The sequence below is a fragment of the Carboxydocella sp. ULO1 genome, from assembly GCF_002049255.1.
Taxonomy (GTDB): domain Bacteria; phylum Bacillota.
Genome location: NZ_BDLQ01000002.1, coordinates 20643 through 39898, shown reverse-complemented (window position 1 = coordinate 39898; position 19256 = coordinate 20643). Strand labels below are relative to the sequence as shown.

Genomic DNA, 19256 nt, shown 5'->3' with positions numbered 1-19256 from the left:
TGCTTCATGCGATGCAAAGAGTGTACCAGGTATTAGCACCACTTTCGCGGTGTTATCCCTGTCTGAAGGGCAGGTTGCTCACGCGTTACTCACCCGTCCGCCGCTAAGCCACTCAGGAGCAAGCTCCCTCATGGCTCCGCTCGACTTGCATGTGTTAGGCACGCCGCCAGCGTTCATCCTGAGCCAGGATCAAACTCTCCGAATATATCTCGAAAAGTTTTTATCCGAAATTTAGTTACTCGTGAAACTGACGAGTCCGTTTTACGGTGTAGAACATCCTGTTCAGTTTTCAAGGATCTGTTCGGTTTTTTATAAGCTTCGTCTGACTGCGTTCCCGTCTGCGTCGAGGTCCTCGACGTACCTCCAGTACGCCTGCGGCCTCTCCTTGCTGGCGCCTTGTCATACTCGCTTCTAAAAAACCTCATTTAGCTCGGTTGATTATAGGCTTCGCATTACTGCGTCATCTGCTCGCCTCTAATCAACCTCAGTATTGTTGCTTTCCTGTTCGAACTTCGTACCTCGAACTTCGAACCTCGTATCAGCGACGTCTGTTATCATACCACAGCTTTATGTCTTTGTCAACACTTTTTGCTGCGGTTTGCGAAAATTATTCTAACATTACTCTTCCTGTCTGTCAATCGCGCTTCCTCAGCGCCGCGACAAGACATAATATATCATCATCTGACCTTGGTCGCAATACTGTGCAGTTTTCATAATCTGCTGTTTTTTTAAAACTCTTCATCCATACTCTTTCTTTCATAAAAAACGAGCAGCTTTCGCTGCTCTTTAATCCCTTGGACGCATATGAGGAAATAAGATAACATCCCGTATTGATGGCGAGTCGGTTAATAGCATCACCAGCCGGTCGATACCGATACCCAGTCCACCAGCAGGCGGCATTCCATATTCCAGTGCATTTATGTAATCCTCATCCATCATATGAGCCTCATCGTCGCCGGCGCTACGCTTTTCAACTTGTTTCAAAAAGCGCTCTTTTTGATCAATAGGGTCATTTAATTCAGAAAAAGCATTGGCCATTTCGCGGGCGAAAATAAATAACTCAAACCGGTCAGTGTAGCGCGGATCTTCCGCATTACGCTTAGCCAGAGGGGAAATTTCAACCGGATGCCCGATAATAAATGTAGGTTGAATTAAATGAGGTTCAACTTTTGCTTCAAATACCTCATTAATAACATCTCCGCGCGTAGCCTGTTTATCTAGCTCTACGCCTACCGATTTAGCAGCTTGCAGTGCTTCTTCATCGGTATTAATTCTTGTAAAGTCAATACCAGTGTGCTCTTTAATTGCCTCCAGCATAGGGACTCTTCGCCAGGGGGGCGCTAGGTCTATTTCAGTCCCTTGATAAACAATTCGAGTCGTACCAAGAACCTCTTGAGCGACAGTAGAAATCAGCTCCTCCGTCAACCTCATCATATCATTGTAATCAGCATAGGCCTGGTATAACTCAAGCATAGTGAACTCCGGATTATGTTTTGTAGAAATGCCTTCGTTTCTAAAGTTACGGTTTATTTCATATACTTTCTCAAAGCCGCCAACCAGTAACCTTTTTAAATACAGTTCTGGTGCTATCCGCAAATATAACGTCATGTCAAGGGCATTATGATGGGTAATGAAGGGGCGGGCAGCTGCTCCCCCTGCAATGGGCTGCATCATGGGTGTTTCCACTTCCAGGAAGCCCTTTTGGTCCAGGAAGTTGCGGATGGCCCGGATAATTCTGCTGCGTAAAATAAAAGTTTGCTTAACTTCCGGGTTCACAATCAAATCTACATAGCGTTGGCGATAACGCAATTCAACATCCTTTAGACCATGCCACTTTTCCGGAAGAGGCCGCAGGGATTTGGCCAGCATAGTCACTTTTGTAGCAGAAACAGTGATTTCACCCCTCTGGGTTTTGAATACTGTTCCTTCCACTCCGATAATATCGCCTATATCAGCTTTAACAAAGAGTTCATAGTTTTCTTCTCCAACATCATTAACTCTGACGTAAATTTGAATCAAACCTGCCCCATCCTGAAGATGAGCAAATGATGCCTTGCCATGGCCTCTTTTGGCCATGATTCGCCCTGCAATGATAACCTTTTGTCCCTCTAACTCACCAAAGTTATCGATAATTTCCTGGCTTAAGTGGGTACGCTCAAATTTGCCACCAAATGGCTCAATCCCTTTATTACGCAATTCCTGTAGTTTTTCTCTTCTTACCAGTAGCAGCTCATTTAATTCCCGTTCCTGTGTTTCCATGCTTGTCCCTCCTAATGAAAAAGGAAATACCGGCTACACAGCCGGTTGTCTGCCTAGTGAATATCGAGAATTTGATATCTCAGCTTACCTGCCGGGACGTCTACTTCTACAATTTCTCCTTTGCGTCTTCCCAGAATCGCTTTACCTACCGGCGAAACATTGGAAATCTTATTTTGAGCAGGGTCTGCTTCCGCCGTGCCTACGATCGAATATTCTACCTCATCGCCAAATTCCAGGTCTTTAAGCAATACCCTGCTACCCAGGCTTACTTCATCGGTGTGGATATCCCCTTCATTGATTACGCGAGCATTGCGCAGCATCTTTTCTAGAGTCAAGATCCGCCCTTCGATGAATGCCTGAGCATTTTTGGCATCTTCATACTCGGAGTTTTCACTTATATCGCCAAATTCTATAGCCTGCTTAATCCTTTCAGCTACTTCACGACGCTTGACTGTTTTCAGTTCCTCCAGTTCCTCTTCCAATTTCCGATATCCCTCTGGGGTTAAAATAACTTCTTTTTCCATATATCTCTCTCCTTTTTTGTGCAGGTTAAACCAGGAACCAACACACCTTAATTTTTAATTATAAAATTAGCTACCTGCATTGTCAAGAAATTCCGCAGGATTCAACGGCTGCAGGCGACCATTATTATAGGCAGCCACAATTGTTTTTATTCTGTTAATTTTCTCCTCGGCCAGCGGTTGATCAAAACTGCGTAACCTGCTTAGCCTGAATCCATGTTTTTGAGCCAGCATCGCTATTTTCTCAACCTGTTCAATAGTTAATTCTTTACCAAGGGAATAATTTTGATAATGTCCTTCCAGTGCCAGAATCATCGTCTCCGCCATGCAGGCATAAAAGGTTCCTGCCGGTAAACCGAAGTTAAAGGTAGAAACGAGACCGGCGGGGCCCTCTACCAGGCCGCCATCAATTACCAGTACATCCGGCCTTGCCTCATTTACCTCCCGTGCCACATCCCGGGGGCGGGCCACATCACAGACAATCGCTCCTGGCCTTAGGTGAGCAGGATGGATAACAACATCCCGGCTGCTGGTCGCAGATATTACCAGGGCCGATCGCCTTAAAGCTTTAGCCACATCAGTAGTAATAGCCGCAGCTACTCCCGTTTCTCGCAAAAGATCCCGGGCCACCCGTTCCAGTTTTCGCTGGTCTCTTCCCACCAGGTTTAAGTAGGGGAATTTTCTGGCTAACAAAAAGGCACATACTCGCCCTATAGAGCCAGTAGCGCCTATTACAGCTACTTCCTCCTTACTGATATCATACCCTACCAATTTAGCTGCTGTCTCCAGCCCCTCGACAGCTGTCGCCACCGTATAACTGTTGCCAGTGGTAACAGCGATGGGCAATTCCTCGGCCAGCTCCCTCCCGCCATTGCCCACCACAGCAGTAAAAGCTCCCAGGCCTACTATTTTGGCCCCAAGTTTTGTCGCCAGCTGACCTGACTTGAGTAAGACCCGGTGCACCTTGGGATAGGATTGATTTACAAGCATGGTCGTGGTTAAGGGACAACTGATCAGCCAGCCCTCCACTGGCAGACCTTCGATTTTGCCCAGGACCAGCGGGGGCAAATGAGCCAAACCCCGCTCGGCCCATTTTTCCGGTAAAAAACGTGCCCAGGGGAATTTGCGGTAATAATCCCCCACCTTCAGAGGGTGAAGTATAAAAGCAAAACCCGACAATCCCCATCCCTCCATTTACTTTTAAGCTACCCTTAGATCCACCACCCTCGGCCTGATTTCAAAACGCTGGATTATTTCCAGATACTCTTCAGCGGTTAAAGCTGTTTTCGCTCCGCTTAGGGCTACCAGCATAGCTTCCAGCACATTGGTTCCAAAAGAACGGCCTTGAAATTCAGGTGTGGTAGTAATAACTTTATGTACTCCCCTATCTGCTAATTCCTTGATATCAGCAGCGGTTACCGTATTGGTTATAATAATTTTCCTCTCCAGTTTTTCGGGCATATAGCGTTTGATAAACAGAAAATCTCCAGCTATGATATCCGCCTCTGCGAAGAAGCGGGTAAACTTAGGAGTATTGACAGTCTGCTTTTCTCCAGTTGGATAGAGCAAAGAAAAAGGCATTTGGGTAATCAGCGGCAAAACCATCTGGGCCACGCGGCAGAAAGTCTGGTAATTATACATAGGAAAAGGCAATCCCAGGCCAAATAATAAATCCCCGAAAACCACCTGGGCTCCAGTCTGTATCAAAGCTTCTGCCATACCAAAACGATCCGCCCCGGAAACCAGCAAAATTTTTTTATCAACGAACTTAACTATCCCTTCCTCCTGTAATAGATTAATAACATGTTTCTCCAGGGTGTTTTTCAGCCCGCTTCCATCCAGAACCGGCGTATGTACCCCTTCGATCAACCTGACTGCCTGCCGGAAAGTGTATCTTTTACCGGCAATATAAACATACAAATCCATTCCCCCCAGACCAAAGGCATCCACTTTGCCATCCAATTCACAAAACAATTGCCGTGCTTTTAGCCAATCCCCATCTGTACCCAGACGGCTTAACATTATTTTTTTACCGCCAATTTCCGTCTCCACAGTATGATTGCGACTGGAAGAACCCAGGCTTATGCTCACTACTTTTAACATGTCCTTAACCTCCTATCACTAATAAATTCCGATTACCCATAATTATTCCTTACCTGGCGAAAAAAAATACTCACCTAGACAGGTGAGCAAGATACTGGTCTAAACAATCTTTAACTTCCTGGGCCGAAGTTGCCTTATTGATTTCTTCTCGCAAACGGGTGGCTTCCCGTAATCCTTTAACATACCAGGCTGCATGTTTACGCATTTCCCTAACCGCAATATATTCTCCCTTTTCCGCCAGTAACAGATCCAGATGCCTTTTGGCCATTTGTACCTTTTCAGCAGCCGTCGGCTCCGGCAACAGTTCACCGGTTGCCAGGTAGTGAACTGTACGGCGAAAAATCCAGGGATTGCCCAGGGCGCCCCGGCCAATCATCACAGCATCGCAACCAGTTTCAGCCAGCATACGCGCCGCATCCTGGGGAGTCCAGATATCCCCATTGCCTATTACCGGTATTTTCAATTCAGTTTTAACTGCTGCGATAATGCGCCAATCCGCCTGGCCACTATACATTTGGCTGCGGGTACGCCCATGGATGGTTACCGCTTTAGCACCGGCAGCCTCCACAATTTTGGCCACCTCCAGGACATTTACTGAATTCTCGTCCCAGCCTTTGCGCATCTTCACAGTAACCGGCACTTTTACCGCCGAACAAACCGCCTCCACAATCCGCCCCGCCAGTTCAGGATCACGCATGAGGGCGGCCCCTTCATTGTTTCTGACAATCTTTGGCGCCGGACACCCCATATTGATATCAATAATAGTCGCTCCTGCCTCTTCTACCAGCTCTGCTGCGCGGGCCATCTCTTCCGGTCGGGAGCCAAAAATCTGTACCGCTATAGGTTTGGGCTCATCACCTATGTCCAACATTTCCAGTGTCTTTTTATTGCTATACAGCAAAGCCAGATCAGAAATCATTTCCGTATAAACCAGACCACAGCCCATTTCACGGGCCAGCTGGCGAAAAGAGCGGTCCGTCACACCAGCCATCGGCGCAGCAAAAACCCGATTGGCCAGCCTGACTCCACCAATTTTCATTGACTATTCCTCCATTTCAAACTGCCAGTGATCCTTGTTGCGTTGATAAATATAGTACAGACCAGTAAGAGTCAAATAGGGATCCACTTTGTCGATAGTGCTGCTTTCAGAGGCAATCATACCCGCCAGACCGCCGGTTGCCACTACAAAAGCCTCTCCCCCTAGTTCTTTCTTCATTCTGCGCACTATTTCATCGACCTGACCGACAAAACCATAGATAACCCCGGATTGCATACTGCTCACGGTATTTTTACAAATCACTGTTTTAGGCTTGGCTAACTCAATCCGTGGCAACTTGGCCGCTCTGGAAAACAGAGCTTCTGCCGAAATGCCAATTCCCGGCGCAATCGCTCCACCAAGATACTCACCCTGGCGGGAAATGGCACAAAAAGTGGTAGCTGTACCAAAATCAACGATAATCAAGGGCCCGCCATACAGGTCATAACCGGCAATAGCATTGACAATGCGGTCTGCCCCCACTTCCCGCGGATTATCGTATTTGATGGGCATTCCAGTTTTTACCCCCGGCCCCACTACGAGAGGATTAATTTTGAAATAGCGGCGGGACATGCGTTCTAGTGCCGGCATTACCGGTGGTACAACCGAGGAAATGACAATGGCTTTTATATCCTGTGGTTTCAGGTTGCTATGAGCAAAAAGATTAAAAATCAGCATTCCATACTCATCTGCTGTCCGGTGCCGGTCAGTAGTTACCCGCCAATGTCTAATCAGCTCTCCCTCTTCATAGACCCCCAGAACAATATTGGTATTTCCCACATCAAAAACCAGTATCATTTTTTTGCCCCTCCCCGAGCCGTAAAGTAACATCTCCAGCTAAAACCCGGCGTATTTGTTGCTGCTCATCACGAACCAGCAAAGCCCCTTCCTCATCAATATCCAGGGCCATACCCGCCCAGTCACCGGTATATTCATGAATGATAACCTCTTTTCCCAGCACCAGCGCCTTTTGACGCCAGGGCCCCAGTACTGCCTGGGCCCCCTCCTGTAAATAGCGCTCATATAGCTTCCAGAAGGCATTAATAAAAGCAGCAGTAAACTGGCCGCGATTGACTTTATCGCCTGCCAGCTGTTTCAGAGAAATAGCTGTACCAAGCAAATCAGGCGCAAAATCTTCCTCATCCTGGTTAAGATTAACCCCTACACCCACCAGGACGAAATTGACCATATCAAGTTCTGCGCTCATTTCTGTTAATATACCAGCCAGCTTCCGATTTTGCGCCAACACATCATTGGGCCATTTAATTCCGCATGCCGCTCCAGGCACCGTTTTTTCCACCGCTTCCACCACTGCCACCGCTGTCAGTAAAGGTAATAATGTAGTTTGCCGAGGCAGGATAGGCGGCCGTAAAACGAGAGTTAACCACATCCCCTTGCCTGAGGCTGACTGCCAGCTGCGGCCTTTGCGCCCCTTGCCCGCCCACTGGCTTTCAGCTATAACTACAGTGCCTTCCGGTGCCCCGGCCGTAGCCAGTTTACGGGCATAAATGTTAGTAGAATCCAGCTGGTGAAAATGAAAGATTTTAATGCGTTCCCGTAAATCCGCTATCAGATAAGGCCAGATACTCTGCCCCGTTAAAAGGTCGGGCTGTTGCAAAAGCCGATAGCCCTGTCGGGTTCGGGATTCAATTTCATACCCCTCTGCCCGCAGGGCTTGAATATGTTTCCAGATAGCTGCACGGGAAATCCCAAGCAAACGGGATATTTCCTCCCCTGAGATAGGCTTTCCCGGACTAGCCAGTAACATTTCCAGGATTTTTTCTTTCATGGCCAGTTAATCTTCCTCTCCGGCCGTAAAGGTGGAAATCTTGCTGGTAAATAGATCCAGACTGATATCCATCGCCTTCACTGAATGGGTAAGACTGCCTACACTTACCAGGTCTACCCCCAATTCGGCGGCCTGTCGCGCTTTTTCCAGATCCATACCCCCGGAAACTTCCAGAATCGCTTTGCCTTTAGCCAGAGCCACCGCCTCTGTGATTGTGTTTATATTCATATTATCCAGCATGATTATATCTGCTCCAGCCTGCAAAGCCTCCTGCACCTGGGTTAGATTTTCCACCTCTACCTCGATTTTCATGGTATGACCTACTCTTTGCCTGGCTTTATTCACTGCCGCCTTAATGCCTCCGGCGGCTTTAATATGGTTATCCTTAATCAATACACAATCTGCCAGGCCAAAACGGTGGTTGGCTCCACCCCCTACCCTGACCGCGTATTTTTCCAGAATTCGCAAGCCCGGAGTCGTTTTGCGGGTATCCACCAGTTTAATTTTATATCCGGCCAGAGCTTCAACCAGTCGCCGGGTCTGGGTAGCTATACCCGACATCCTTTGCAATAAATTCAATGCTACCCGTTCAGCAGAAAGAATGGCCCGCACAGGTCCCTCTATTTTTAATAACCGTTGCCCGTAAGTCACCAGTTCCCCGTCACGGCACAGGAAATCCACTAGCACCCGGGGCTCCAGCATCTGAAAGGTCCAGGCTGCTACCTGTAAGCCCGCAACTACCCCTTCCTGCTTGGCATAAATATAGGCAGTACCTAACAAATCCGGGTCAACAGTAGCTTCGGTAGTTACATCCCCCCAGGCCAAATCCTCTTGCAGGGCCCGTTTAATAATATCCTCTACCAAGAAACGCTGTAACATCATTCCTGGCCTCCATCATATTTTAATACCACCCGCTTGAGCCAGTGAGCATCATCGGTAAATGGGTAATCACTGCGATAGTGACCACCCCGGCTTTCAGTACGTATCAGAGCCGCTTGTGCCACCAGCCCGGCCGTCCAGTACATATTGGCAGTTTGACAGGCATCCCGCCCTTGTAAAGGTCCGCTTAAATCCTTTTTACCTGCCTCAATCCGGGCCAGAGCCGCTTTCAAGCCTGCCGCCGTCCGCACCAGCCCAACATGCTGCCACATGATTTCCTGCAGTTCCTCTACCATTTCTGGTAGCGGCCTGGATAGCACCTGCTCCGATCTCCTCAATTCCAGTTCAGGCAGATCCCGGGGCAATACCACTGTCTCCAACTGCCCCCTGGTCGCCTCCACTATTCTGCCTCCAAAAACCAGGCCATCAAGCAGGGAATTGCTGGCCAGCCGATTGGCACCATGAACACCAACACAGGCAGTCTCCCCACAGGCATATAGCCCCGGCAGCGTGGTAGCACCATTGATATCGGTTTTAATGCCGCCCATAAAATAATGAGCCGCTGGTGCCACTGGAATCAGGTCCGTCGCCAGGTCAAGGCCAAATCGCCGGCAGGTAGCGGTAATTTTGGGGAAACGCTGCCTGACCCGATCCGGAGTTAAATGGCGCAGGTCCAGATAAACATGATCTTCCCCTGATTTCAGCAACTCCTGAACAATTGCTCTGGCTACTACATCCCGGGGAGCCAGTTCTGCCAGGGGATGGTAATGGATCATGAATCGTTCCCCTTTATGGTTACGCAAATATGCCCCTTCTCCCCTGACCGCTTCGGAAATCAGGAAAAAAGCAGCCCCCGGTACCATCAGCGCCGTAGGATGAAACTGGACAAACTCCATATCCATCACCGCTGCTCCGGCCCGATAGGCAATAGCAAACCCATCTCCGGTAGCTACTTCGGGATTGGTGGTGTTACGATAGAGCCGGCCGCCGCCTCCAGTGGCCAGGACAACAAATTTCCCCAGAAAACAGCGGAGCTGATCCTCTTCATCATAGGCCAGAACCCCTCTGCAGCGTTCATCCCAGACCAGCAGGTCCACCACAAAATGATTTTCCCTGAGATCAATCTTCTGCTCCCTTTTCACCTGTCGGGTTAGAGTACGCTGAATCTCTTCCCCGGTGGCATCTCCCCGGGCATGAAGGATACGACGCCGACTATGGGCCCCCTCCCGGGTCAAAGAGATATGGCCTCCTTCAGTGCGGTCAAAATCCGCCCCCATAGCAATCAATTCTTTTACCCGTTCCGGCCCCTCAGTCACCAGTACTTCTACTGCCTCCAGGTCACACAGGCCTGCTCCTGCTGCCAGCGTATCAGCTTTATGCAATTCCGGCGAATCCTCTTCCTGGTCAAAAACAGCGGCAATACCTCCCTGGGCATGATCGGTATTGGTATCCCCTAAACCTTTTTTGGTCAACAGGATGACTTTGCCATGTTCAGCTGCCTTAATCGCCGTATAGAGCCCGGCAATACCGCTGCCCACTACAATATAATCGGCAGTTTCTACCGGGAGAGCATCCAAACGGAAATCTACCAGATAATCAACCCTCAACCCTCTTTCCTCCTAAACTACCGGATGGCCAGCATTCTTTCCAGAGCATTTAACGCCCTGTCCCGGATTTCCGGTAGCACGGTAATGCGCGGCTCCATTTCCTCCAAAGCATATTTGACTTTGGGGAGAGTCGTCGATTTCATGTTGGGACAGATTAATGTATTGGATGCCAGATAAAACTGTTTGTCCGGGCAGGTTTTTTGTAACTGGTGCAAAATCCCGCTTTCCGTCCCGATAATAAACTCCCGGGCCTCACTATTACGGGCATAATTGATAATCCCGGCGGTGCTGAACACACCATCAGCCAGGTCAACCACATCAGGACGGCATTCCGGATGAACCAGTACCAGGGCCTCGGGATGGGCCTCTTTAGCAGCCAGAATATCCTCTCTGGTCAGCCGGTCATGGGTATTACACCAGCCTTCCCAGAGGATAATATTATTCCGTCCAGTTTGACGGGCCACCCAGTTGCCCAGGTTTTTATCGGGAATAAACAAAATGGGTTGCTCCGGCGGCAAGCTGTTGACTACCTTGACAGCATTGGAAGAAGTGCAACAGATATCGCTTTCCGCCTTGACATCAGCAGCCGAATTGACATAACAAACAACTACTGCCTCCGGATGCTCCTGTTTCTTCTGCCGTAAGGCTTCTGCAGTAACCATATCCGCCATGGGACAGCCGGCCCTTTCCTCCGGTAAAAGCACAATTTTATCCGGTGACAGAATGGCTGCACTTTCAGCCATAAAATGCACACCGCAAAAGACAATCACATCCGCATCAGTAGCAGCTGCCTGCTGGCTTAATTGCAGGGAATCCCCGATAAAATCAGCCACATCCTGGACTTCAGGGCGTTGATAGTAATGAGCCAGAATAACAGCATTCCGTTCCTTTTTCAAACGCCGTATCTCTTCTTGCCATCGGCTAACTTCATATTGTTCCATTTCTTTCTCTCCTTAAACAGCATAGTTTGTCCTATGTTCATCATAGCAAGAATATTGCGCCATTTCAACGAATTTCCCCATGCCGTTCCAGATTGGCGGTATCCAAAATCCGGTTCTGATCATCCACAAACACCACTTTGGGCTGATATTCTCTGGCCTCCCGGTCATCCACCAGCATATAGGAAATAATGATAATTTTATCACCAGGCTGAACCATCCGCGCCGCAGCGCCATTTAAACAAATAACCCCGGAATAGCGCGGCCCCTCTATGACATAGGTTTCCAAACGGGCGCCATTATTATTATTAACCACTTGCACCTTTTCATTGGGCAGAATATCGGCCGCTTCCATTAAAGCTGCATCTATAGTAATGCTTCCTACATAATTCAGGTTGGCTTCAGTTACGGTCGCCCGGTGAATTTTGGATTTCATCATGGTTCTGAACACTAGCCTTCAACCTCCAAAACGGTATTATCAATTAAACGGGTTTTACCAATCCGTACTGCCAGAGCCAGCAAAGCTTGCCCCTGTAACTGTTCCAGCGGGGTCAAATCCGGCAAAGCTACCAGTTCCACATAATCAATCTGCGCCAGCGGTTCGGCTTCAATCATCTGCTTTACCTGTTCCTTGATAACCTCTGGTTGCCGTTCCCCTTGAGCTACCAGCTCTTCCGCCCGCTTAAGACTCCGGGACAATACCAGAGCGGCCTTCCTTTCCTCGGGCTCGAGATAAACATTGCGAGAACTGAGAGCCAGTCCATCAGCTTCCCGGACAATGGGCACCGGGATTATCTCTACATCCAGATTCAAATCCTCCACCATCCGCCTGATAACCTGCACCTGCTGGGCATCTTTCCAGCCAAAATAGGCCCGATCAGGTTTAACAATATTGAACAGCTTCATAACCACAGTAGTGACTCCTCGAAAATGCCCCGGCCGGCTAGCTCCACACAGTCCCCGGGTTACCTCAGTCACCTCAACAAAAGTCTGATAACCTCGAGGATACATCTCCCGCACGGTAGGAACAAACAGATAATCCACTCCAGCCGCCTCTGCCAGCGGAGCATCCCGCTCCAGATCCCGGGGGTATTCTTCATAATCCTCCCCTACCCCGAATTGCAGGGGATTGACAAAAATGCTGGCCACTGTAATCTCATTTTCCGTCCTGGCCTTGCGCATCAAGGTCAAATGGCCTTCATGCAAATAACCCATGGTAGGGACAAAGCCAATGCTTTTCCCTCCCTGGCGCCATTTCCGGGCCAGTGCCTGCATTTCCCTTACCGAAGTGATAATCTCCATGCTCGTCACCTCTAATAAACTTTTAGTGGCTCCTTTTCCGGCCAGCCGAAAGATTCCGCCGGCCCCGGGAAAGCCCCAGCCTTTACTTCCTGTATATAAGCCTGTACCGCCTCTTTTACTGGCTGCTGTAGACTGGCATAGCGCCGTACAAACCTGGGAGTTAAATCCCGGTACAGCCCCAGCATATCCTGGGTTACCAGCACTTGCCCATCACAATAGGGCCCGGCACCGATACCGATAGTAGGTACATCCACAGCCTCAGTTACCATACGAGCCACGTCAACCGGTACACACTCCAGTACAATGGCAAACACCCCGGCCTCCACCAGCAAACGAGCATCCTCCAGCAATTGTTGCCGGGCCGCATCCTCTTTTCCCTGTACACTATAACCGCCCAGACGATGGACATGCTGGGGAGTCAGCCCCAGGTGACCCATCACGGGAATTCCGGCCTGTACAATCGCCCGGATCTGGGGCACCACCTCCCGACCCCCTTCCAGTTTGACCGCCTGGGCTCCCGCTTCCTGCAAAAAGCGGCCAGCATTGCGCACTGCCTCCTCACAGGAAACCTGGTAAGACATAAAAGGCATATCGCCTACCACCATTGCCTGTTTGGCCCCCCGGGCCACCGCTCTCGTATGGTGCAGCATTTCTGCCATGGTAACCGGCAAAGTGCTGTCATATCCCAGCATCACCATACCCAGGGAATCGCCTACCAGCAAAACATCCACACCTGCTTCATCCAGCAATACGGCTGTAGAATAGTCATAACAGGTCAACATGGTTATTTTTTCGCCACTCTCTTTCATTTTTTTCAGCTTAGTAGTGGTTATGCGGGCCATATACAACCTCTCCTTTCAGAATCCCGTTTAACTCAATCAATTGTTCCCCTGCTAATCCTCGCTCCCGGGCAATTTCTAATGTCAACAAACCCAGCAGCCGGTATAAATCCTGTTCCATCTCCGGTATACCCTGTTCCCTGGCTGCCTTCAAGTGTTGATACACCGTCGGACCATCACCGCGAACAATCGGACCAGTTAATGCCGCTATCGGACCATAAGTACCGATATTATTCAAAGCCCCTTGCATCAGTGCCACCAACCCCTGGTTGGCCGCTGCCGCCGGGATGCCGGCAGCTTCCATCCATTTCCCTGCCCAGTAGGCCAGGGTAACCAGATAATTGGAAGCGACTACTGCTGCCCCATGATAAAGGGCTTTGGCTTCTTTAACGATGGTAAAGGGGTTAAGTCCCAGTTGCCGTGCCAGTTCCATCCCCTGTTCAACCGCCTCCTCATCCCCTTCCAGGGCCACCAGTGACCCGGGCAGGTTCTGCTGCGCCTGTTGCCAGTCTGCAATAGTCTGCAAAGGATGGAAGGATAATACCCTGGCCCCCGCTTCCCGCAAAGGCATTAGAACCTCGCTGCTTAACGCACCACTGGTATGGGCAAAAATCTTCCCCCGGCAAGAGTGTCGGGCCAGTCGTTCTACCACTTCCGGCAAAGCCCGGTCAATGACTGTCAACCAAATCCAGTCTGAATAATCGACTACCTCTTCCATTTCCATTACCGGCATTGAGTTGCTAAGAGCGGCTACCTCCCGGGCCTTTTGGGGCCGGCGATTCCATACAGCCCCCACCGGAATGCTCCGTTCTTTTAACAAGACAGCCAGAGCTGTTCCCACTTTACCGGTTCCAATAATCCCCATGGTCAGAAACATTTCTGCCACCTCCAAAAGACAAAAACACCCTCTCGGACAGATGCCGAAAGGGCGTAAAAGCCAGAAGTGCCTTTCTCCTTCCGTCTCGGTCCGAAGCGGCTCCAAGCGGTTGATTGTATGCATTTCCAGACTAAAGGTACAGCTCTGCCGGAGCAGATACTGTCCTGAATTTTATTGTAACATTATCTCTGGCAAATTACCAGGGGTAGTTGGTAATTTTTTTAATTTTTTGACTTTTTACCAGTGCTTTTCCCAGTTCCGTCACAGTACAGGTTCCCAGTCTAAAGTCCGGCCAGAAATCGGCAATGGGCAAAACTACAAAAGCCCTTTCCGCTGCCCGTGGATGGGGCAACTGCAAAAAGTCGGTTTGGCGCTCTTCTCCTTCATACCAGATCAAATCCAGGTCAATGGTTCGGGGCCCCCAGCGCAATTGCCGTACCCGCCCCAGCTCCGTTTCCAGCTGCAACAATCGGGCCAGCAATTCTTCCGGGCTCAACTCCGTTTGCACCAGGGCCGCACTGTTATAAAACCAGTCCTGTTCGGTATAGCCAACTGGTTCAGTTAGATACAGCCCCCCAACCATCACAGTCTCTATTCCTAATTCCGGCAGAGTCATCAGCACCCGCTGCAAATTTCCCCGCACCGGGCCCTGGTTCCCTCCCAGGGCAATAATGGCTTTTTTCATCAGCCCCGACTCCTTTCAATTTCTACTGCCACCAGACCAAAAGGCCGGGGAATAGGGGCCTGCGGTTTTTTTACCAGCACCCGGACTTTTTCAATTACAGGATAGCGGAGCATCTCAGCTGCAATCGCCTCTGCCAGGGCCTCAATCAAATTAAATGATTTTGCCTGGCCCAGGGTCACTACTTTTTCCACAATTTCAGCATAATTAACGGTCCGCTCCAGATTATCCTCCTGGCCCGCCGTAGCCAGAGCCAGGTAGAGGTCCAGATCTACAGCAAACCGCTGACCCAGCCTTTTCTCCTCCGGCAGGACGCCGTGGTAACCATAGAACTCTATATCCCTGATTAAAATCCGATCCATTACCAGCACCTTCTTACAATAGCATCAGTCATTCTGGCCACCCGGACCATTGCTTCCACATCATGGACCCGCACTATCTCTGCGCCCATGGCAACTCCCAGAGCCACCGTAGCTCCAGTTCCTTCGACCCGCTCATTGACCGGCAAGCCCAGGGTATTGCCGATAACCGACTTGCGGGAAGTACCCAATAAGATGGGATAATTGAGCGTACGCAATTCCTCCAGTCGCGCCAGCACTTCCAGGTTGTGTTCATAGGTTTTGCCGAAACCAATGCCCGGATCCAGAGCCAATAAGTCCAAATTGGCACCTGCTGCCGTTAGCCAATCAATGCCTTCACGGAAAAAGGCAAGCAAATCCCCCATCAAATCCCGGTATTCCGTTCCCTGCTGGTTGTGCATCATGATGTAGGGAACTCCCGTTTCCGCTACTACCCGGGCCATATCCCGATCAGCCCTCAAACCCCAGACATCATTGATAATAGAGGCTCCCGCCTGAATGGCCGCTTCTGCCACCCGGGCTTTGTAGGTATCAACAGAAATAGGCACATCGATCTCCTCAACCAAAGCCTTGATCACCGGCAAGACCCGGGCCATTTCTTCCTCGGCATCTACCGGAGTGTGTCCAGGGCGAGTGGATTCACCCCCTACATCGATAATATCCGCCCCTGCTGCCACCATAGCTTTAGCCTGTTTGACAGCAGCGGTCAGCTCATTGAATTTACCACCATCGGAAAAGGAATCAGGGGTAACGTTGAGGATACCCATGACCAGGGTTCTCTCCCCCAATACCAGCTCCCTTCCCTGCCACCGCCAGTGCCACTTACGGTAACCGGTAGCAGCAGTCTTCACTACCTCTTCTATTTCCTGGGCCAGCCGTCCCAGACCAAAGGGCTGGGAGCGCAGCTTTTTGCACAAATCCAGGTGTTGCCGTAAGGTCCCCAGCAATAAAACATCGGTTTCCTCACAGCTGAGGTTGCCTACCGCCCGGTGTACAGCCGCTTCCCCACCCCGGCTCAACATCTCCTGCTTTAAGATGATGGCCTGTTTGATCCCGATGCCTGTAAGCTTAACAGGCAAAAAGACACTTTTGGCCGCCATCACACCAACACCACCGCTATCGGCCCCAATGCGGGCCAGCTCACGCCTGGCCTGTTCCAGATTACGGATCAGCACTACTCTGGGATTGGCTTTTTCCACTTGCACTGCCTCCTATCTATAATCATACAGTTGCTGCAAAACCAGCATTTTTTCCCGTTTATAGCAATCCTCAACCCCGCACTGCAGGCAGGGACGGGAGAGCTTGTCCGCCAGATAGAGATAGCGGGCCCAACCCTCTACCTCTCCCCGGCGGTGTCCGGCAATAGCCTGACAAACCTTATAGATGAATTCAGCGGGCATTCCCAGTTCAACAAGAATCTCCCCGGCCAGCCGGGCCGAAACCTGGGCATGATCTTCACCGGTAGCATATTCCACTGCCCGCCCCAGATCATGTAACAGCCCGGCGGCATAAAACCCTTCCCGGGCCTCAGGCTCCCGTTCATCCCTCTCTTCCAAGTATAGCATATAAGCCAGCCGGGCAACAGCCCAGGCATGCTCCCAGCCATGTCGGCAATAGATTCTATCCTTTTCCCAGGCGGCTATTTCCGTAAATGCTGCCCTCACCCGGGGATGATTGATTAGACGGTTGAGTAAGTCCATTATTACTACCTCCTGCCCGCCTCTAAAAAAGATGGACCCAGGTCTCCCTGGGCCATCTCCATTATACTATATAACTGCAGTTTAGAACAAACCGGTGATTACACCGTTTTCGTCAATATCAATGAACTCGGCGGCCGGGCGCTTGGGCAGGCCGGGCATGGTCATGATATCCCCGGTAATAGCTACCAGGAAGCCGGCGCCTACAGAAGCCCGGATTTCCCGCACGGTAATGGTGAAGCCACTGGGACGGCCCAGCTTGGTGGGATCATCCGACAGAGAGTACTGGGTCTTGGCCATACAAACCGGGTAGTTGCCCAGGCCCAGTTTTTCGAAGCCTTCCAGAGCCTTTTCTGCTTCTTTGGTGAAGATGACCCCATCGGCACCATAGATTTCCCGAGCGATGGTTTCGATTTTTTGCTTGACGGGCATTTCCAGGTCATAGAGGAAGCGGAAGTCTGCCGGCCTGGTTTCCAGGGTCTTGAGTACTTTTTCTGCCAGCTCGATACCGCCTTCGCCACCTTTGGCCCACACTTCGGAGAGCGCCACTTCAGCACCGGCTTCTTCACAGAGCTGCCGTACCAGAGCCAGCTCTGCTTCGGTATCAGTGGGGAAGCGGTTGATAGCTACAACGGCGGGCAAGCCAAACTTGCCGACGTTCTCAATATGCTTTTCCAGGTTGGCAAAACCCTTGCGCAGAGCTTCCAGGTTTTCCTGGTTCAGGTCAGCCCGGGCTACACCGCCATTGTACTTCAGCGCCCGTACAGTAGCCACGATTACTACTGCATCCGGCTGCAGACCGCCAAAACGGCACTTCAGGTTGAGGAACTTCTCAGCCCCCAGGTCAGCACCGAAACCAGCTTCAGTTACCACATAATCAGCCAGTTTCAAAGCCAGTTTGGTAGCCTGGATACTGTTACAGCCGTGGGCGATATTAGCAAAAGGACCGCCATGGACAAAAGCAGGTGTATGCTCCAAAGTCTGGACCAGGTTGGGCTTAATGGCATCCTTGAGCAGAACAGTCATGGAGCCTTCAGCCTTCAGATCCCGGGCATAGACCGGCTTGCCATCATAGGTGTAAGCAACCAGGATATTGCCCAGACGCTTCTTCAGGTCATTGATGTCATTGGCCAGACAGAGGATGGCCATGATTTCGGAAGCAACAGTGATGTCAAACCCGCTTTCCCGGGGTACACCCTGAGCCTTGCCACCCAGACCGATCACGATTTTCCGCAGGGCCCGGTCGTTCAGGTCAACGACACGACGGAACAGCACCTGCCGCGGATCTATTCCCAGTTCATTTCCCTGGTGCAGATGGTTATCGATCATGGCTGCCAGCAGGTTATGGGCAGTGGTAATAGCATGGAAGTCTCCGGTGAAATGCAGGTTAATGTCTTCCATGGGCACGATCTGGGCATAACCACCACCGGCTGCCCCCCCTTTGATCCCGAAGCAGGGCCCCAGGGAAGGTTCCCGGAGAGCGATCATAACTTTTTTGTTCAAGCGGGCCAGAGCATCCCCCAGACCAACGGTGGTGGTGGATTTGCCTTCACCAGCCGGGGTGGGGTTGATAGCGGTGACCAAAATCAGTTTACCATTGGGCCGGTCGGCAACCCGCTTCCAGACGTCAGCGGAAATCTTAGCCTTATACTTGCCATACAGCTCCAGATCATCAGGGCTTAAACCCACTTTGGCGGCTACTTCGGTAATAGGTTTTTTCTCCGCCGCCAGCGCGATTTCGATATCGGATTTCACAATCTCATCCTCCCTCATCCTCTTTTATTTGCAGGGGTCCTCTCCCCTTCTGCACATACTGGTGTAGAATTATTATTCTCCATCGCCAGCCAATTTCCTGCCGGCGTTGGCGGAATTTTTGCAAAATTCTATATTTCACTTCTTCTGGTCTTTTTTAGCCTCAGACCGGCTAATGAACCGGGCGATATCAATAATATAGCGCTCGTGCTTGCCTTCTCCAATGAGTCCTGCCTCATCATAGGCTTCCACCCGGAATAACAGGCGCTTGCCCTCAACTTCCAGCAACTCAGCCTGGGCCCGCACCTGCATCCCTATCGGCGTTGCCGCCAGATGAGTAACCTCCACTTTGGTACCTACCGTTGCCATCCCTTCTGGCAGCAAGGGATCCACAGCACTCAAAGCCGCTTTTTCCATCAACCCGATCATGGCCGGTGTGGCAAAAACTTTCACCCCGCCACTGCCATAGGCGATAGCCGTGTTGGCCTCACTGACTTCCGTGGTCGCCGTGCCAGTCAACCCCACCTGTAATTTTTCCATAACTATCCCCTCCATTACCTAATAAATATAAATTATACCCTGCCAGCGTATTCGCCAGCAGGGCACAAAAAGACCT

General features: G+C 50.6%; 20 protein-coding genes and 1 rRNA gene. All 21 read right to left on the bottom strand.

Features of this window, described 5'->3' with window-relative positions; translation table 11 throughout:
• Positions 1-205 (bottom strand): 16S ribosomal RNA (locus ULO1_RS00330); the annotation flags it as partial.
• 581 nt (positions 206-786) lie between these two features.
• The gene (gene lysS / locus ULO1_RS00325; RefSeq protein ID WP_078666198.1) at positions 787-2259 is read right to left on the bottom strand and encodes a lysine--tRNA ligase; all 1473 of its coding nucleotides are present in this window, start codon (positions 2257-2259) and stop codon (positions 787-789) included.
• 53 nt (positions 2260-2312) lie between these two features.
• On the bottom strand, positions 2313-2783 hold the full coding sequence (gene greA, locus ULO1_RS00320; RefSeq protein WP_078666197.1) for a transcription elongation factor GreA: 471 nt from the start codon (positions 2781-2783) through the stop codon (positions 2313-2315).
• 66 nt (positions 2784-2849) lie between these two features.
• Positions 2850-3959, bottom strand: coding sequence for a shikimate dehydrogenase (locus ULO1_RS00315; protein ID WP_143325388.1), 1110 nt, complete (start codon positions 3957-3959; stop codon positions 2850-2852).
• A gap of 21 nt (positions 3960-3980) precedes the next feature.
• The gene (locus ULO1_RS00310) at positions 3981-4883 is read right to left on the bottom strand and encodes a quinate 5-dehydrogenase (RefSeq protein WP_079932639.1); all 903 of its coding nucleotides are present in this window, start codon (positions 4881-4883) and stop codon (positions 3981-3983) included.
• A 70-nt stretch (positions 4884-4953) separates the two neighbouring features.
• A complete protein-coding gene (dusB, locus tag ULO1_RS00305; RefSeq protein WP_079932637.1) occupies positions 4954-5922 on the bottom strand; it encodes a tRNA dihydrouridine synthase DusB in 969 nt (322 codons plus the stop codon).
• Positions 5923-5925: 3 nt separating this feature from the next.
• Positions 5926-6717: a type III pantothenate kinase gene (locus ULO1_RS00300; protein ID WP_078666193.1), complete on the bottom strand. Its 792-nt coding sequence runs from the start codon at positions 6715-6717 to the stop codon at positions 5926-5928.
• The gene (locus ULO1_RS00295) at positions 6701-7708 is read right to left on the bottom strand and encodes a biotin--[acetyl-CoA-carboxylase] ligase (protein WP_079932635.1); all 1008 of its coding nucleotides are present in this window, start codon (positions 7706-7708) and stop codon (positions 6701-6703) included. Before ULO1_RS00295 ends, ULO1_RS00300 begins: the two co-directional genes overlap by 17 nt.
• Positions 7709-7714: 6 nt before the next feature.
• Positions 7715-8587 (bottom strand): carboxylating nicotinate-nucleotide diphosphorylase, encoded by an 873-nt coding sequence (gene nadC, locus ULO1_RS00290; protein ID WP_078666191.1) that lies wholly within the window; start codon positions 8585-8587, stop codon positions 7715-7717.
• The gene (gene nadB / locus ULO1_RS00285) at positions 8587-10194 is read right to left on the bottom strand and encodes an L-aspartate oxidase (RefSeq protein ID WP_079932633.1); all 1608 of its coding nucleotides are present in this window, start codon (positions 10192-10194) and stop codon (positions 8587-8589) included. The genes nadC and nadB overlap by 1 nt, the downstream gene beginning before the upstream one ends.
• A 17-nt stretch (positions 10195-10211) precedes the next feature.
• Positions 10212-11135 carry a quinolinate synthase NadA gene (gene nadA / locus ULO1_RS00280; RefSeq protein ID WP_079932631.1) on the bottom strand — a complete coding sequence of 308 codons (924 nt, stop codon included), beginning with the start codon at positions 11133-11135 and terminating at the stop codon, positions 10212-10214.
• A 64-nt stretch (positions 11136-11199) separates the two neighbouring features.
• Positions 11200-11583, bottom strand: a complete 384-nt coding sequence (panD, locus tag ULO1_RS00275) for an aspartate 1-decarboxylase (RefSeq protein ID WP_078666188.1) — start codon at positions 11581-11583, stop codon at positions 11200-11202.
• On the bottom strand, positions 11583-12434 hold the full coding sequence (panC, locus tag ULO1_RS00270; protein WP_079932628.1) for a pantoate--beta-alanine ligase: 852 nt from the start codon (positions 12432-12434) through the stop codon (positions 11583-11585). Before panC ends, panD begins: the two co-directional genes overlap by 1 nt.
• An 11-nt stretch (positions 12435-12445) precedes the next feature.
• A complete protein-coding gene (panB, locus tag ULO1_RS00265; RefSeq protein WP_079906164.1) occupies positions 12446-13276 on the bottom strand; it encodes a 3-methyl-2-oxobutanoate hydroxymethyltransferase in 831 nt (276 codons plus the stop codon).
• Positions 13254-14150: a Rossmann-like and DUF2520 domain-containing protein gene (locus tag ULO1_RS00260; protein ID WP_159446516.1), complete on the bottom strand. Its 897-nt coding sequence runs from the start codon at positions 14148-14150 to the stop codon at positions 13254-13256. The genes panB and ULO1_RS00260 overlap by 23 nt, the downstream gene beginning before the upstream one ends.
• Before the next feature lie 196 nt (positions 14151-14346).
• Positions 14347-14835: a 2-amino-4-hydroxy-6-hydroxymethyldihydropteridine diphosphokinase gene (folK, locus tag ULO1_RS00255; protein WP_079906162.1), complete on the bottom strand. Its 489-nt coding sequence runs from the start codon at positions 14833-14835 to the stop codon at positions 14347-14349.
• Positions 14835-15194 carry a dihydroneopterin aldolase gene (folB, locus tag ULO1_RS00250; RefSeq protein ID WP_079906161.1) on the bottom strand — a complete coding sequence of 120 codons (360 nt, stop codon included), beginning with the start codon at positions 15192-15194 and terminating at the stop codon, positions 14835-14837. Before folB ends, folK begins: the two co-directional genes overlap by 1 nt.
• Positions 15194-16390 carry a dihydropteroate synthase gene (gene folP, locus ULO1_RS00245; RefSeq protein ID WP_242947886.1) on the bottom strand — a complete coding sequence of 399 codons (1197 nt, stop codon included), beginning with the start codon at positions 16388-16390 and terminating at the stop codon, positions 15194-15196. Before folP ends, folB begins: the two co-directional genes overlap by 1 nt.
• 12 nt (positions 16391-16402) lie before the next feature.
• On the bottom strand, positions 16403-16891 hold the full coding sequence (locus ULO1_RS00240) for an HD domain-containing protein (protein ID WP_079906160.1): 489 nt from the start codon (positions 16889-16891) through the stop codon (positions 16403-16405).
• A gap of 81 nt (positions 16892-16972) precedes the next feature.
• Entirely contained in the window at positions 16973-18643 is a 1671-nt protein-coding gene (locus ULO1_RS00235; RefSeq protein WP_079906159.1) for a formate--tetrahydrofolate ligase, read from the bottom strand.
• A gap of 135 nt (positions 18644-18778) precedes the next feature.
• Complete coding sequence (locus ULO1_RS00230) at positions 18779-19180, bottom strand: thioesterase family protein (RefSeq protein ID WP_078666180.1); 402 nt, start codon at positions 19178-19180, stop codon at positions 18779-18781.
• Positions 19181-19256: the final 76 nt, after the last annotated feature.